The sequence below is a fragment of the Helicobacter baculiformis genome, from assembly GCF_900197685.1.
GTDB classification, from domain to species: Bacteria; Campylobacterota; Campylobacteria; order Campylobacterales; family Helicobacteraceae; genus Helicobacter; species Helicobacter baculiformis.
Window position 1 is genome coordinate 1 of the sequence record NZ_FZMF01000017.1, and the last position, 14,152, is coordinate 14,152.

A 14,152-nucleotide genomic window follows, 5' to 3' on the forward strand; every position below is an offset into this window, starting at 1 on the left:
GAGCGCGGGGAGTATGTCAAATTGCACTTGCGCGCTCAAGCCCATCAAGCGCTTATTTTGCGCGTCGCTGAGGGCGTAGTAACGTAACCTTTTTGACATTCAGCATACCATATTAAAGCTATCTTGAATGGATAGACCTATTTAAAGGGATGCTTGGTTTATCAAAAGGAATCTATATAGCTCTTATGGAGTGGAGTTCTTCCTAAACGCATTCTAACAAGCTTTCATGCTAGCATAGGCATATTTTCTATGAAAATGAAACTGATAGTCCTAGAAAGGTTGGTGTTATTTTATGAGGGCGCGTATCTTTGTATGTTTTTTGGCAACCTTTGTAGCCAATGGTTTAGCACGTTTTGGATATGTAGTGTTGATCCCTTTGCTCATTCTCTCAGGAAAACTTAGTCAAACCCAAAGTATTCAACTAGGTATTGCTGTTATGGTAGGCTATATCTTTGGGAGCGCTACACTTAACTTTTTGCAAAAATATATTTCTTTAGAAGGTATTGCTAAAATCAGCTTTTTGGTGGTAGCCTTGAGTTTTTTTGCCTGTTGTTTTAATGCTCTGCCCTTTGCTTGGGCATGGGTGTGGCGTTTTTTAGCAGGCATCGCTTCGGCATGCTTAATGGTGCTCTCCGCACCTCTTTGCTTATCCTTTGTGCGTGAACGATCGCGCTCACTGGTAAATGGCTTGATTTTTAGTGGGATTGGGATCGGGGTGGTCTTTAGCGGATTCATTTTGCCCCATTTCGCCCATGCGATCGATTGGGCATGGATTTTTCTAGGTGTGATCAGTTTGTTAGCTTTTTTAATTGCCTGCACTTCTTTAAAAACTTTATATCCCCCTAGAAAAACTATCGAGGAGGAAAAGGCTTTCAAGATCCACTATTTTTTTGCTTTGCTATTAATCTCTGTCGTGCTCAATGCTATTGGCTACCTGCCTCATACGCTGTTTTGGGTGGATTACTTAGTACGCTTTTTGCATTTCAGTAATGCAAGCGCAGGCACATCATGGGCATTTTTTGGCTTTGGTGCGGCACTAGGCACGATTCTAAGTGCTTCACTGGCACAATGGCTGGGCTTGAAAAACGCCTCTAGCATCGTGTTATTACTTAAAACTCTCTCTTGTGTTATTGCTGCCTTTTCCACCCATCTCTTTTGGCTCGATCTCTCTATTTTTTTGATGGGCTTTGGCACTACAGGGAATTTAACCCTTACAAGCACCATGGCATTTCACATCATGGGTAAGGCTCATTTCGTGCAAGCTTCTAGTGTAGTTACTATGAGCTTTGGGATTTTCCAAGCCCTCTTTTCTTTTATCTTCACTTTAGCTTTGGGACATTTGAGTTTTTATGCCATGTTTCTTCTCTGTGGAACTGCGCTGCTTATCAGCTATCTAGTGCTGCTTCCCATTCCTAGAACTTCTTTTCAGAATACCTAGAAAACCTTTGTAAAGCCTCCAAACGCCAAGAATGTTTGGAGTCTCTAGGATTCGTGTTGCTTGCACTCAGTTCCTAAGCATCGTAGACAAGGCAGTTCAAAAACCTTTAATGCACGCTCTAAACCTAATTCTATACCCATTCGGTCAAAAAGGCTTCCCTAAGAGCCAAAAATTAATAGATACTCAGATGGCCACAGAACACTACAAAAGGCTTACCAAGACACCGATTTGTTGCTGCCCAACTTAGAAATGGGAAATTCACGACTCCATACCTCTAGTCCATTTTTGATACTAGTCAAAGACAAAATAAAGATGTAATCGATGCGCTGCTTACTCGAGCTCACGCGGGCATTTCTTTGAATCACCTTACCACTCAAAGAAAGATCGGGAGCACGCAAAGTCCCCTTTTCTTGGGTAGTTTCTTGGTTAAATTCCTCATTATTGCGAAGTTGGCGCGCCTTATTAATCATCGCGTCTTCACTACCTCCACTCCCTGCAATCGCCCTTGTAACATAAAATTTGCCATGTACTTGATCCTTGAGAGTCTGCAACACAAGTTGACTGAGCTGCTGTGTATCAAAATGTTGCATAGTGTCATTAATAATATCAGAAACAGCAATCACTTTAGAGCCTTTGAGATTTTGAACATCCTCACTAGCCAACATGGATTTTACCGCCGTCTTGGCAGCATCTTCGATATCATGGTAATCCAAACCTGCTGTGGCATATTTCTTAGAATCCTGATCTTGCTGTGAAATGTAGCTGACACCGCTTCCACACCCGGTAAGTATTAATACCCCAGCCATGCACGATGCCAATATATGCTTATTAAAAATAGCTCTACGAGATACCTGAATCACACTCTCTCCTATCGTATTATTTTGATTCTAATCACCCGCCGGGGTTAATTTTTCTTTGGAAGAAGATTTCGTTGTTGATTGACTTGACCCTTCCGTTATGCGGGCACTTTTGGCGAGTTCCACATCCATATCTACCAGGGCATACACTTTACCTTGCGCTACCCATTCAGCCTGTATTCTTGTTCCCTGAAGCTCTACACGCGCCTTTTGGGTAAATTCCTTCTTGCGGGTTTTAAGTACAAAGTCCGCCAGTTTAGCACGAGCCTCTGTGCTGGCAATATCCAAGGCACTATCTACATCGCCTTCAAAAACATCCGCCATCCCGCAAGCTAACACCTTACCTTGCTGAGACTTAGCCGGGGTAGCACACTGGGCAACCCAACTAGGAACCCCTCCACAACTGCACAAAAAAAAACACAAGACGAGCAAAGCCCCTGTTCTGTGCATTTATTACTTAGACTTCAAGCCTAGTTCAGCGCGGATTTTATAAACTATATCCTCATCCAAGCCCACTAAAACCCATACTTTGTCCTTGCCTACCCATCTAGCCAGTTGCTTAGTGGCGACAAGCTCGCGATCAACCTTTAAATTAATAGTGGCGCTGCTGTTTTTATCAAGCGTTTTACCACTCCTAGAGGTCATATTTTGCACATCTTTAATAAGTTCACTCTTAAGGTTAGTCGCTAGATTTGCCCTCGCCTTTGCTGCAGCTTGTTCAGTTGCATAACTCACATCTCCATTCAGAATATCGTCTTCACCGCGCCCTAAAAATGTAGAACTATACTCCTTGTCATGCATTTTGACTTCACTAAGATCTCCATCAACCCACTTAGGCGCGCCTTTAGTCTGAGCGCGGTATTCCTTATTTTCCTTGCTCACACCCGACTGGGGTTCTTGCTTACATCCAAAAACAGCTAGAGCAACTGCCACACTACCCGTTACCAAAGCCCATCTAAATTTTCTAGAAACCATTACAAAAACTCCTTCCCGTAAAGCTTAATATGACAAAAAGTCTACCATGCGCTACCCTAAGCCACTCTTAAAGACTTTCTCACACTCTAAAAGGGTTCTCTACAACTTTTTTACGATCTACAACATAGGGGATAAGTGCCATGTGCCGTGCACGTTTGATCGCCACTTCTACACGCTCTTGCCATTTCTTGCTATTGCCTGTCAAACGTCTAGGCATGATCTTGTAACGTTCAGACAATGAATAGCGAAGCAGCTCTAAATCCTTATAGTCGATAAACTCGATTTTAGCCTCTGTATACTTACAATAGCGCTTAGAATATCTCTTTTTTTCCATTACAATCCTTTTTTCTTAAAATGGCATATCATCATCAATACTGATTTCCGGAACCTGCTCGGGCTCTTTAGTGAGCGGTGTACCCAAATTCCTACCCCCGTAAGAATTACTCTGATTCCACTCATTTCCCGCCTGACTCTCGCGCTTAGAATCAAGCATGACCAAATTTTCAGCAACTACACTATGCTTACTCCTTTTATTGCCATACTGATCGCTCCAAGTCTCAAACTTCAAACGCCCTTCAATCAAGACCTTAGAACCTTTATGAAGATATTGACTTGCTATCTCGGCGGTGCGCCCCCACAGATCCACATCAACAAAACAGGTCTCCTCGCTTTTGCTCCCATCTTGGCGCTTGTAAACATGGTTAGTTGCGATGCCGACCTTCCCCACAGCACTTCCATTTGGCGTATGGCGCAGTTCTACATCGCGGGTAAAATGCCCTATCAAAGTAACCTTGTTATACATCGCTCTCTCTAGACTCTACAGATGCACCGGGCGGTTGCGTCTCTTGACTTTCTTTGAGTCGGGGTTGTTTCGCTTCTACACCAGGCTTTTTTAAAGCACGATCAATCAAGGTCTGCCATGCTTTCTGTTCCTTTTTACTTTCGTATTTTAGAATGATGAAGCGCAGAACATCCTCATTAATGCGGTACAATCTCTCTAGTTCCAAAACGACCTCCGCTTGCGCCTTAAAGTAAATGACAAAATAATAACCGCGCTTCTGCTTTTTGATTTCATAGGCGAGTTGCCTATGCCCCATGTCTAGAGTGGCTTCTATTACGCCCTCATGTTTAGTAATCACATCTTGATAAAACGCCAACTTGCTTTTAATTTCCTCCTCCACCATAGTAGGTTTGAGAATAAACATCGTCTCATAGTGCTTCAAAATATCTCCTTTTGGATTGTGCCCTTCTGCTATACAAAAAGAGCAAGGCTCGAGCCCGCCATTCTAACTAAGGTAATCTTGTATTTCAATTAAAAAGTGCCACCCTGCTTGCACGTTGCCCTGTATGCTTTGCACATGCCATGCCCTAAGCGCTTCAAAAATACGCCGCGTATCCTTAAGTTGCGTGGCGCGTTTTGTTAGTTGCGCCACCACCCCCTGCGGAGGGTTGAAGCCTAAAATTTCTTTGGCTTGAATATTTCCATGAATTTTTAAGTAGGAAGCAAAAAGGAATAGCTGATAAAAGTAACGCCCCAAAGCACGCACTAATTCAGGTCCATCACCCCCCTCAGATTGCAAACGTCCAAAGACTTGTAAACTCTGCGCCCTATCCTTAAAAAGCGCTTCAATGAGCTGTTCTACATCAACAGACCCGGACCCCTCATAAACCTGTCGCTTAATATCCTGGATCTCTATGCGATGATCCAATAATGCGAGTTTCTCTAACTCTGCACATGCTATGCTTATGTCATAGTTGAGGAGCTCTAGCAAGAAATGTAGAGCTTGTGTGTCTATCTGCAGGGATAGGGTTTGAGCTTTTTTTTGGAGTAGAGCCGACAACTCAGTATGGCTGGGCATGAAAAAACGCACGTCTACAATCGCCTTATCGAGTTTTGGATGTTTGAGTTGCGCGCCAAATTGCTTAGCCTCTTGGATATAAGCACTTTTATTTTTGTTGGAATAAAAACCAATGATAAGTGCATTTTTAGGGTGTGCAACCAACACCTCTAAAAGCGCGTAGCTTTCTTTTGCACTCAATTTTTTATCCAGTTTCAAAAGCACTACGCTACCCTCACCAAAGAGTGAATCCTGACTCAAGCTTTCTACAACTGCATTAAAACTGTAATCATTAAAATAATAGCTACATTTTTGCGCTTGGGGGTAACGCTGGGCAATCTGTTTAGCATAGTGATCGATGTAGAATACGCATTCGCCATAGAGCAACGCCACGCGCGGGGTGGCATGCTCTAAATAGCTCAAAAACTCCTTGTGATACAAATGCCCTAAGCCTTAGGGGCGATCATGTTAGCCGGATTGACGAATTTGTCAAAGTCTTGTGCGCTCACAAGCCCTAATTCTAGAGCGGATTCTTTGAGGCTAATGTGTTTTTTATGGGCGTTTTTAGCCACCTTAGCGGCGTTTTCATAGCCGATATGGGGATTGAGCGCGGTTACCAACATTAAAGAGTGGTGCAGGTAATGATCGATCTTTTCTTTATTGGGCGCGATCCCCACCGCGCAATGGGCGTTAAAGCTCTCCATGCCATCAGCGAGCAATTCTAAACTTTGCAAGAAATTATAGATGATCACGGGTTTAAAGACATTGAGTTCAAAATTGCCCTGAGAAGCCGCAAAACCAATCGCCGCGTCATTGCCCATCACCTGCACAGCGACCATCGTCAACGCCTCGCATTGGGTGGGGTTGACCTTGCCAGGCATTATAGAGCTCCCCGGTTCATTCTCAGGGATAGCAAGTTCGCCCAAACCACAGCGCGGACCACTAGCCAGCCATCTAATGTCATTGGCAATTTTCATCAGATTGGCTGCTAGCCCTTTGAGCGCGCCGTGCGCAAAGACAAGCCCATCATGACTAGTTAAAGCATGAAATTTATTGGGCGCGCTTTTAAAGGGGTAGCCGGTAAGTTGGCTTAGTGTAGCGGCGACTTTTTCAGAGAGTTGTGGGTGCGCGTTTAGCCCTGTACCCACAGCTGTACCCCCAATGGCTAGCTCGCTTAAATACTCCAAACTCTGTAAAATTTGCGCCTTAGAATGCTCAAGCATGCTCACATACCCGCTAAACTCTTGCCCCAAAGTAAGAGGAGTTGCGTCCTGTAAGTGGGTGCGCCCGATTTTAATGAGGTCTTTAAATTCTTGGCTTTCGGCTTGCAAAGTGGCGTGCAGTTTATCTAGCGCGGGCAAAAGGGTTTTATGCAGTTCGAGCACGCTCACAATGTGCATCGCAGTGGGGAAGGTGTCGTTAGAGCTTTGAGACATGTTGACATGGTCATTAGGGTGGATCAGCTTCTCTTTTCTAAAATCTCCGCCTAAAATCTCGGTGGCGCGGTTGGCGATCACCTCATTGACATTCATATTAGTCTGAGTCCCGCTCCCGGTTTGCCAAATGGCTAGGGGGAACATGTCGGCTAATTTGCCCGCGATCACCTCATCGCAGGCTTGTACAATTGCTTGGGATTTTTGTGCGTCCAATTTACCCAACTGCGCATTCACCAGCGCTACAGAACGCTTTAATTTGGCAAAAGCTCTAATGAGCGCGGGGGGCATCTTTTCTGTACCAATTTTGAAGTTTTCAAAACTTCTTTGGGTTTGCGCGCCCCAATACTTACTATCTTCTACCTTGACTTCCCCCATAGTGTCGTGTTCAACGCGATAAGACATGTTATCCCTTTGGTAATATGGTGTAAAAATTTTAACACGCCAAACTTTAATTTCCACAAATAATCCACAGAAATACACTATCATAGCCCCATCTTAATTCAAAGGAGTTTGATGAAAAAATGGCATGTATTGGCGCTGGCATGCGCCTTGAGTTTGGGGAGTTTACAGGCATGGGATTTGAAGATTGTGGCTAAAGAAATTGGAGCTAAGGGGACGAAAGCGCTTTTAAGGGACCAAAAACCTGCAGGTGATGACAAAGTAACGGCACTTTTGAAGTCCGATCAAAAACTATCAAGCGGAGACAACCATTTTACCTTAACGCCTACCCTGCATGGCAAAGCTCTTGAGAAAGCACGCATTGAGCTTAAGTTTAGCATGCCTGAAATGCCGGGCATGCCTGCCATGCATGAAAAGGCCCAAGTAAAAGAAAAAGAGGGAGTGTATAATGCCCAAGTAAATCTGCCCATGGTTGGCACATGGCAAATAAAATTAGAAATCAAGACCAAAGAGGGCAAGCTCTACAAAGGTAAGGGCAGTATCGATCTATGAGGTTAAGGGTTTTGATCTGGGGGGTGCTTTTTGCCTTCGGGGGCTTACAAGCGTGGCATCAAGAAGCTAGTTTAGAGTCTGTGAGTGTGAGCCCCCCTAGCGCACCCAAACGCCTAGACCTGCCCAGCATTTACAACAAATTTTTGCACAAGAACGCCAAGATCGCTAGCTTGCAAGCCCAAATTGAGAGCTTGCGCGCCCAGGCTAAAGCCAGCGCGCGCTGGGATAACCCGATTTTGTATGTGGGCTATAACAACGCCGATGTGTTCAATTTCTTTATCCTTGATTCTAGTTTTATGCAGAGTATTAGCGTAGGGATTAGTCAAAAATTTGATGTGAATGCTAAGAGGCACACCCAAGCCCAAGTGGTGGACTTAGAGCGCCAAAAAAAGCTCTTAGAGTTGCAAAAACTCAAGCAAGAGATCGCCATAGGGGTGCTCACCAACGCGATCCAAGTCTATAAAAACACCCAAAAGCTAGCCTTGCTCAAAGAAGCCTTAAATAACCTAGAAAACCTGCTCTATAACGCCCAACATGCGAGCAACCCGGATTTAATCGCCATTGCCAAAATTGAAGTGCTCAAATCCCAGCTAGAGATCAAACAAAACGATTTGCAAGACGCGCTAGAAGACAATAAGATCAACATTAGCGAACTCACTTTTAGCCAAAGCGATCTGCTTTCTCTAGCGCCCCAGCGCATGGCTTTAGACAATACACAAGAATTGCAAAGCATCATGGCGAGCAATTACGACATCAAAATCGCGCGCTTGCAAGACGCTCAGGCGCGTAAAAACATCACACTAGCTAAAAAGAGTTTTTTAGAAGACATCAATGTGACGGCTAACTACCTCTTTAGAAAGCGCATTTTTGACATGTTCACCATTGGGGTAGCCATCCCCCTGCCCATTTATGGCAAACAGAACAACACTCTCCAGCAGCGCAAACAAGAGCACTTAGTCGCGCTGAATAATATTGACAACACCATTAACCAAGTGCGCCACCGCGCTAAGAAATTGTTTAAAAAAATGACGCAACTCCAAAAAAATCTCTCCAGCATAGAGACCATTTTAAAGGCAAGCGGGCGCATTGTACATATCTATGAAAAGAATTTGATCTCTGCTAGCGGGGATTACAATAGTTATTACAACGCCTTTAACGATGCGATCAACATCAAGCTCTCTAAAATTGACACCCTTAGCGAGCTCAATATTACCTATTTGGCGTTAGAAAATCTAAAGGGGCTTTGATGAGAGTTATCGGGCTATGTATGGCGTTGCTAGGCGCGCTATGGGGGGCACAGAGCACTATTAAGGTTACCCTTAAAGAGATCGCCCCCTTTAGGCAGTATTACGCCACCTTGCAGGCAGATGAAAAGAGGGTTTATTCTTATAACTTGCGCTTTGATGGCTTTATTGAAAAACTCTATGCTAATCAAACTTATAAGCCTATCAAGGCGGGGCAAAAACTCTTTAGTGTGTATGCGCCCGCGCTCATAGGGGTGCAAAGCGAATTGCTCTCAGCCCTGCATTTTAACAAACAGGTAGAAGAGATCAAAGAAAAATTACGCCTACTGGGGGTGGGTGAGGGGGAGATTAGCAGTATCATTAAGGATAGAAAAATCCATAACCGCATTCCCATGCGCTCCCAGTTTAATGGGGTGATCTTTGCTAAGAATGTCCAAGAGGGGGGCTTTGTCAAGAGCGGGGCGACTCTCTATGAAATTGTGGATTTGAGCGCGCTCTATGTGATCGCCCAAGTCAATCAAGAGGATTTAGATTTTGTGCGCCATATGGACAAAGCGCGCGCGCGCATAGAGGGCATAGAAGGGGATTTTAGCCTAGAATTGGACAATATCAACCCCCTCATCAACCCCCAAACCAAAATGTTGCAAGTGCGCTTTTTGCTCAAAAACCCGCAAAATCTCTTTTTCCCCAACATGTTTGCTAAGGTAACTCTGTATCAAAAAGCTCAAAAAGGCTTAGTCTTGCCCAAAGAGGCGGTGTTGGTCAAAAATGATAAAACCATAGTCTTCAAAAAAGAGGACAACGAGTTTGAGATCACAGAGGTCAAGGTCAAGCGCAATAGCGATGGGAGTTACACCATTTTAGAGGGGCTAGCTCAAGGCGATGAGGTGGCTAAGAACGCGCTCTTCATCTTAGATGCCGATGCGATCAACAATGGGGATGAGTGATGATCAATGCGATCATTTCATGGAGTTTAAAAAATAAGCTCATTGTCATCTTAGCGGTGGTGTTGCTCTTCTTGCTCTCCTTATGGGCGATGAAAAACACCCGCCTAGACGCTCTGCCCGATCTCTCCCCCACCCAGGTGGTCGTGCAGGTGAGCTATCCTAACCAAAGCCCCCAAGTGGTGCAAGAACAGGCGGTCTATCCCTTGGTGGCTAATTTTATGGGGATTGCCGACATTGAAACCGTGCGCGGGATTTCTAGCTATGAAACCGGCTTGATTTACATCATCTTTAAAGACAAGGTAGATTTATACTTTGCGCGCGATCGCGTCTCTGAGCAGATGGCGCGCGTGCGCCTACCCTCTGAGGTCAAGGTAGAGATGGGCAGCGATGCGACCTCTATTGGCTGGGCGTATCAATACGCGCTCAAAAGCAAAACTAAGAATCTAGCCGAGCTAAAGACCTTGCAAGATTTCTATTTTCGCTACGCCCTGTTGGGGGTGGATGGGGTGAGTGAGGTCGCCAGTATTGGGGGTTTTGAGAAAAACTATGAAGTTACGCTGAATAATGACGCGTTGGTGCAATACGATTTGAGTGTGGCAGATGTGGTGCAAGCCATCAAAAAATCCAACGCGGACATGGGCGGGGGGGTGATCTTAGAAAATGGCTTTGAGAAGATCATCCACGCGCAAGGCTACACCAAGAGCTTAAAAGATTTGGGGGAGATTGTGCTCAAAACCCCCAATCTCACCCCCATTAAGCTTAAAGACATCGCCACACTCAACTTAACCCCCAAGCCGCGCCGCTCGGTGGCAAATCTCAATGGCACGGACGAAGTGGTGGGCGGGGTGGTGATGGTGCGCTACCATGCCGACACCTATAGCATTTTAGAGCGTATTAAAGAAAAGATCGCCACTTTGCAAGAGAGTAACCCGGATGTGCAGATCGTGCCCGTCTATGATCGTAGCGAACTCATTGAAAAGGGGGTGGCTAATCTCATCCACACACTCATAGAAGAAAGTGTCATCGTCTTAGTCATCATCGCACTCTTCTTATTGCACCTACGAAGCGCGCTAGTGGTGATCATCACTCTGCCCTTATGTGTGTGCTTGAGCTTTTTGCTGATGCACTTTTTTAATATTGAGGCGAGCATTATGAGCTTGGGGGGGATTGCTATTGCCATTGGGGCGATGGTGGATGCGGCGATCGTGATGGTAGAAAACGCGCATAAGTATTTGCAACACACCAATATGCAAGACGAGCAAGCGCGCCAAAGTGCGATCATCAAGGGCGTGCAACAAGTTGGACCAGCGATCTTCTTTGCCCTGATGATCATTGTGGTCTCCTTCTTGCCCATTTTCAACTTGAGCGGGCAAGAAGAGCGGCTTTTCTCCCCCCTAGCTTATACTAAAACCTTTGCGATGTTGATTGGGGCTCTGCTTTCTATTAGCATCGTGCCCATTTTGATGATCTTTCTCATCAAGGGTAAAATCCGCGAGGAGGCTAAAAACCCCATCAACGCGTTCTTTATTGCTATTTATGGGGCTTGTCTCTCCTTTGTGTTGCGCTTTAGATTTCTCTTTTTAGCCCTAAGCGTGCTAGGCTTAGGGGGGCTTTACTTTGCCTACAAAAAGCTCAACTGGGAGTTTATCCCGGCCATCAATGAGGGCGTGGTGATGTACATGCCCGTAACCACGAATGCGGTAGGCATTGACACGGCTAAAACATATTTAGAAAAAACTAACGCCATTATCAAAAGCCTAGATGAGGTCAAACAGGTCTTTGGCAAAGCCGGGCGGGCAAATACCAGCACCGATCCGGCCGCACTCTCCATGCTAGAAACCTATATTGAGCTCAAGCCTAGATCGGAGTGGAAGGAGCAAATCACTTACAAACAACTTAGAGAAAAGCTTGAGCACGCCCTGCAGGTGAAAGGCTTAGTCAATTCTTGGACCTACCCCATTCGCGGGCGCATTGACATGCTCTTAACCGGGATTCGCACCCCCTTAGGCATTAAACTCTATGGCAAAGACCCCGCCCTCTTGCAAAACCTAGCCATTAGCATGGAGCAACAACTCAAAAATCTCCCCGAGTCGCTCTCTGTCTTTGCAGAGAAGTCTAATAATGGCTACTATCTCAATGTGGATTTGCGCCCTGAAAAGCTCGCTGAATACAATATCACTAAGCAGAATGTGCTAGATATGGTGAATTTTGGCATGGGAGGTTCTGCCATTAGCACCCTTTTAGACGGGGTGGAGAGTTACCCTATTTCTGTGCGCTTGAAAGATGTAGAGCGTAACAATATTGAGAGTTTAGAAAATCTTTACATCAAAACCCCCTATAGCTTTGTGCCTTTGCGCACCTTTGCACATATCTATTATGAAAACGCCCCGGCGGTGCTCAAAAGTGAAAAGGGGCTAGGGGTGCATTTTATTTACATTGTGCCTAAAAATGGGGTGAGTTCAGAGACCTACCGCCAAGCCGCGCTCAAAGCCTTAGAGAATTTTAAACTCCCTAGCGGGTATTACTACGAATTTTCAGGGGAGAGCCAGTATTTAGATGAAGCCTTTGCGACCCTGCGCTACATCGTGCCCTTGAGTATCTTTGTGATCTTTATTCTCATCGTCTTTGCGCTTAAAAACACCACTAACTCTCTGCTTTGTTTTCTCACCCTCCCCTTTGCCTTTTTGGGGGGGTTGGTGTTCATGCAGATCATGGGGCTTAATTTGAGTATCGCCGCGTTGGTGGGCTTTTTAGCCCTCTTGGGTGTCGCCTCTGAAACCGCGATTGTGATGATTATCTATTTGGAGGACGCTTACCAACACTTTTTAAAGCAGGGCGATCACACCCGCGCTAGACTCAAAGAAGCGATCATGCACGGGGCGGTGCAACGCGTGCGCCCCAAATTGATGACCTTTTTTAGTATCTTGGTCTCTCTCATCCCTATCATGTATTCGCACGGGGTAGGCTCTGAAATCATGCACGCCATTGCCGCCCCCATGCTAGGGGGGATGATCACTAGCGTGGTGCTCACTCTCTTTATCATCCCCAGCGCGTATTTTGTGATCAAGAACACGACCCTAAAGGCTTAGGCTAAAATTAGGGCATTAGAAAAAGTGCTTTGGTTTAATGTTGTTGCTGGCTTTATGCCCCCTTGAGGGCTTGCAGGGGTTTTTAAACAGGCCGGCCGCGCGTAATTGTTTTACAAGTCTTGCAAGGTTATATGGCGGAGAATGCTAACTCCATTCAAAGCTTTAACTAGCCAATTAGACAAATTCTTACAAAGAGATGCCAGCTTTCAAATCGCCTTTATGGGCATAATCAAGACGGGCAAATCCATTTGATCAACGCCACCATGCTACAAAAAGAGTATGCGAGTGTGGATACCAACTCCAAAACCACTGCACTCGCTAGTTTAATACAGACCTAAGCCCCTTGCCACCATTAGTTTTTACAAGACTTGAAGAGTGGGAACAAATCTTGGCGAACACAGCGGAGCAAGGACAATTTTCTCAATGAATATTATAAATCCGACACCAATTAAGAAAAACACCAGTGGTTAAACAAGCCTAGAATGAGCGAATCTCTCAGCAAAAAATATTTAGCTAAATACCTTACTTCTAAGTCGAGCGCGCATTTTTGTCAAAGAAGTTACCATTGAGTTCCCCAAGTTACCTTATGATAATATTGTTTCATTGCATCAGCAACTTTGCTATCCATAGGTTCTAAGCTTGCTTGGCATTGTTGCACATAGTCTTGAATAGCTGTATGTTGTTCTGCCTCTAATGGATGTCCCAATACGGCTTTGACACTGAGTTGTAAGCCCAAATCTTGCATGTGCTTGTTGCCATGCACTTGTTCTAGGGCATCGTTAATGAGATTAAGATGCTCTTGGGTGAGCTTGCTGGGCTGCTTTTGAAAGAGCACTAATAAGACTTTGAGCTCTGCCTCTGTCATGTGGGATTTGGCATAGTTTAAAAAACTCTCTTTGAAATCTGTCTTGGTCTTAATACGCTTTTGCTGCACATCTAATTCAACTTGCTTAAAGTAGCTATGCAATTTGGTGTATTTGTTGTCTATCTCTATGGCTTGTGTCTGTTTGGATGTTCTGTTAGGACTTCTTGGATTTCATCTTGGAAAATAGCGATGCTTTGTAAGAATTCTTGTTGTTCTGAAACTTCTTGATTTTGTGGGATTTGCCCTAACTTCTCAGTTACTTCTTGTTCACCTTTAGCAATGCTAATGTCTTGCGTGGGTGCTTGTTGCTCCAAGTCCTCTTGGACTTGCCCTAGCTCTTGATCTTGGACTTCTGTTTGTGGGTCATCTAGTTTATTGTCTTGGATGTGCCGTTGTTGCTTGAGCTCTGTGAGCTCTTGAGCCATTGCTTGGATTGTCTCTTGTTGTTCTTGGACTTTTTGAATTAATACGTGGTGGGCATCTAGTGCCTTATTAGCAACGGCGCCGTAAAC

General features: G+C 45.0%; 14 protein-coding genes and 1 pseudogene. 5 read left to right on the plus strand and 10 right to left on the minus strand.

The annotated features are described in order from the left end of the window. Positions 1 to 292: 292 nt before the first annotated feature. Positions 293 to 1,438, plus strand: coding sequence for a YbfB/YjiJ family MFS transporter (locus tag C6G87_RS03885; RefSeq protein ID WP_104752231.1), 1,146 nt, complete (start codon positions 293 to 295; stop codon positions 1,436 to 1,438). A 212-nt stretch (positions 1,439 to 1,650) separates the two neighbouring features. Here C6G87_RS03885 and lpoB read toward each other — a convergent pair whose 3' ends face one another. From lpoB to fumC, 8 genes are all read right to left on the minus strand, one after another. Then, positions 1,651 to 2,244 (minus strand): penicillin-binding protein activator LpoB, encoded by a 594-nt coding sequence (gene lpoB, locus C6G87_RS03890; RefSeq protein WP_104752232.1) that lies wholly within the window; start codon positions 2,242 to 2,244, stop codon positions 1,651 to 1,653. Between the two features lie 81 nt (positions 2,245 to 2,325). Continuing rightward, positions 2,326 to 2,619, minus strand: a complete 294-nt coding sequence (locus C6G87_RS03895) for a hypothetical protein (protein ID WP_158653088.1) — start codon at positions 2,617 to 2,619, stop codon at positions 2,326 to 2,328. 129 nt (positions 2,620 to 2,748) lie between these two features. Further along, positions 2,749 to 3,270 (minus strand): LPP20 family lipoprotein, encoded by a 522-nt coding sequence (locus tag C6G87_RS03900; RefSeq protein ID WP_104752234.1) that lies wholly within the window; start codon positions 3,268 to 3,270, stop codon positions 2,749 to 2,751. 79 nt (positions 3,271 to 3,349) lie between these two features. Continuing rightward, on the minus strand, positions 3,350 to 3,604 hold the full coding sequence (gene rpsR / locus C6G87_RS03905; protein WP_013469516.1) for a 30S ribosomal protein S18: 255 nt from the start codon (positions 3,602 to 3,604) through the stop codon (positions 3,350 to 3,352). 15 nt (positions 3,605 to 3,619) lie between these two features. Next, positions 3,620 to 4,072: a single-stranded DNA-binding protein gene (gene ssb / locus C6G87_RS03910; RefSeq protein ID WP_104752235.1), complete on the minus strand. Its 453-nt coding sequence runs from the start codon at positions 4,070 to 4,072 to the stop codon at positions 3,620 to 3,622. Next, positions 4,065 to 4,493, minus strand: a complete 429-nt coding sequence (gene rpsF / locus C6G87_RS03915; protein WP_104752236.1) for a 30S ribosomal protein S6 — start codon at positions 4,491 to 4,493, stop codon at positions 4,065 to 4,067. The genes ssb and rpsF overlap by 8 nt, the downstream gene beginning before the upstream one ends. Positions 4,494 to 4,556: 63 nt before the next feature. Continuing rightward, complete coding sequence (gene holA / locus C6G87_RS03920; RefSeq protein WP_233708995.1) at positions 4,557 to 5,531, minus strand: DNA polymerase III subunit delta; 975 nt, start codon at positions 5,529 to 5,531, stop codon at positions 4,557 to 4,559. Between the two features lie 23 nt (positions 5,532 to 5,554). Further along, positions 5,555 to 6,946, minus strand: a complete 1,392-nt coding sequence (fumC, locus tag C6G87_RS03925; protein WP_104752238.1) for a class II fumarate hydratase — start codon at positions 6,944 to 6,946, stop codon at positions 5,555 to 5,557. Positions 6,947 to 7,057: 111 nt separating this feature from the next. On the opposite strand from fumC, the gene C6G87_RS03930 reads away from it, so the two are divergent. The 4 genes from C6G87_RS03930 to C6G87_RS03945 are packed head-to-tail and all read left to right on the plus strand — an operon-like array spanning position 7,058 to position 12,775. After that, entirely contained in the window at positions 7,058 to 7,495 is a 438-nt protein-coding gene (locus C6G87_RS03930; RefSeq protein ID WP_158653089.1) for a FixH family protein, read from the plus strand. Then, on the plus strand, positions 7,492 to 8,742 hold the full coding sequence (crdB, locus tag C6G87_RS03935) for a copper resistance outer membrane protein CrdB (protein ID WP_199767627.1): 1,251 nt from the start codon (positions 7,492 to 7,494) through the stop codon (positions 8,740 to 8,742). The genes C6G87_RS03930 and crdB overlap by 4 nt, the downstream gene beginning before the upstream one ends. Continuing rightward, positions 8,742 to 9,686 carry an efflux RND transporter periplasmic adaptor subunit gene (locus tag C6G87_RS03940; protein WP_104752239.1) on the plus strand — a complete coding sequence of 315 codons (945 nt, stop codon included), beginning with the start codon at positions 8,742 to 8,744 and terminating at the stop codon, positions 9,684 to 9,686. The genes crdB and C6G87_RS03940 overlap by 1 nt, the downstream gene beginning before the upstream one ends. Then, a complete protein-coding gene (locus C6G87_RS03945) occupies positions 9,686 to 12,775 on the plus strand; it encodes an efflux RND transporter permease subunit (RefSeq protein ID WP_104752240.1) in 3,090 nt (1,029 codons plus the stop codon). Before C6G87_RS03940 ends, C6G87_RS03945 begins: the two co-directional genes overlap by 1 nt. Before the next feature lie 583 nt (positions 12,776 to 13,358). Here C6G87_RS03945 and C6G87_RS03950 read toward each other — a convergent pair. Then, positions 13,359 to 13,769 (minus strand): annotated as a pseudogene (locus C6G87_RS03950) (hypothetical protein); the annotation flags it as partial. Then, the coding region (locus C6G87_RS03955; protein ID WP_158653091.1) for a hypothetical protein at positions 13,766 to 14,152 on the minus strand (387 nt) is incomplete at its 5' end. The gene C6G87_RS03955 and the pseudogene C6G87_RS03950, both read right to left, overlap by 4 nt.

What these genes read in the sequence shown, in the direction of transcription:
- C6G87_RS03885 (WP_104752231.1), top strand. Translation starts at nt 293, where the DNA reads ATGAGGGCGCGTATCTTTGTATGTTTTTTGGCAACCTTTGTAGCCAAT.
- lpoB (WP_104752232.1), bottom strand. Translation starts at nt 2,244, where the DNA reads ATGGCTGGGGTATTAATACTTACCGGGTGTGGAAGCGGTGTCAGCTAC.
- C6G87_RS03895 (WP_158653088.1), bottom strand. Translation starts at nt 2,619, where the DNA reads ATGGCGGATGTTTTTGAAGGCGATGTAGATAGTGCCTTGGATATTGCC.
- C6G87_RS03900 (WP_104752234.1), bottom strand. Translation starts at nt 3,270, where the DNA reads ATGGTTTCTAGAAAATTTAGATGGGCTTTGGTAACGGGTAGTGTGGCA.
- rpsR (WP_013469516.1), bottom strand. Translation starts at nt 3,604, where the DNA reads ATGGAAAAAAAGAGATATTCTAAGCGCTATTGTAAGTATACAGAGGCT.
- ssb (WP_104752235.1), bottom strand. Translation starts at nt 4,072, where the DNA reads ATGTATAACAAGGTTACTTTGATAGGGCATTTTACCCGCGATGTAGAA.
- fumC (WP_104752238.1), bottom strand. Translation starts at nt 6,946, where the DNA reads ATGTCTTATCGCGTTGAACACGACACTATGGGGGAAGTCAAGGTAGAA.
- C6G87_RS03930 (WP_158653089.1), top strand. Translation starts at nt 7,058, where the DNA reads ATGAAAAAATGGCATGTATTGGCGCTGGCATGCGCCTTGAGTTTGGGG.
- crdB (WP_199767627.1), top strand. Translation starts at nt 7,492, where the DNA reads ATGAGGTTAAGGGTTTTGATCTGGGGGGTGCTTTTTGCCTTCGGGGGC.
- C6G87_RS03940 (WP_104752239.1), top strand. Translation starts at nt 8,742, where the DNA reads ATGAGAGTTATCGGGCTATGTATGGCGTTGCTAGGCGCGCTATGGGGG.
- C6G87_RS03945 (WP_104752240.1), top strand. Translation starts at nt 9,686, where the DNA reads ATGATCAATGCGATCATTTCATGGAGTTTAAAAAATAAGCTCATTGTC.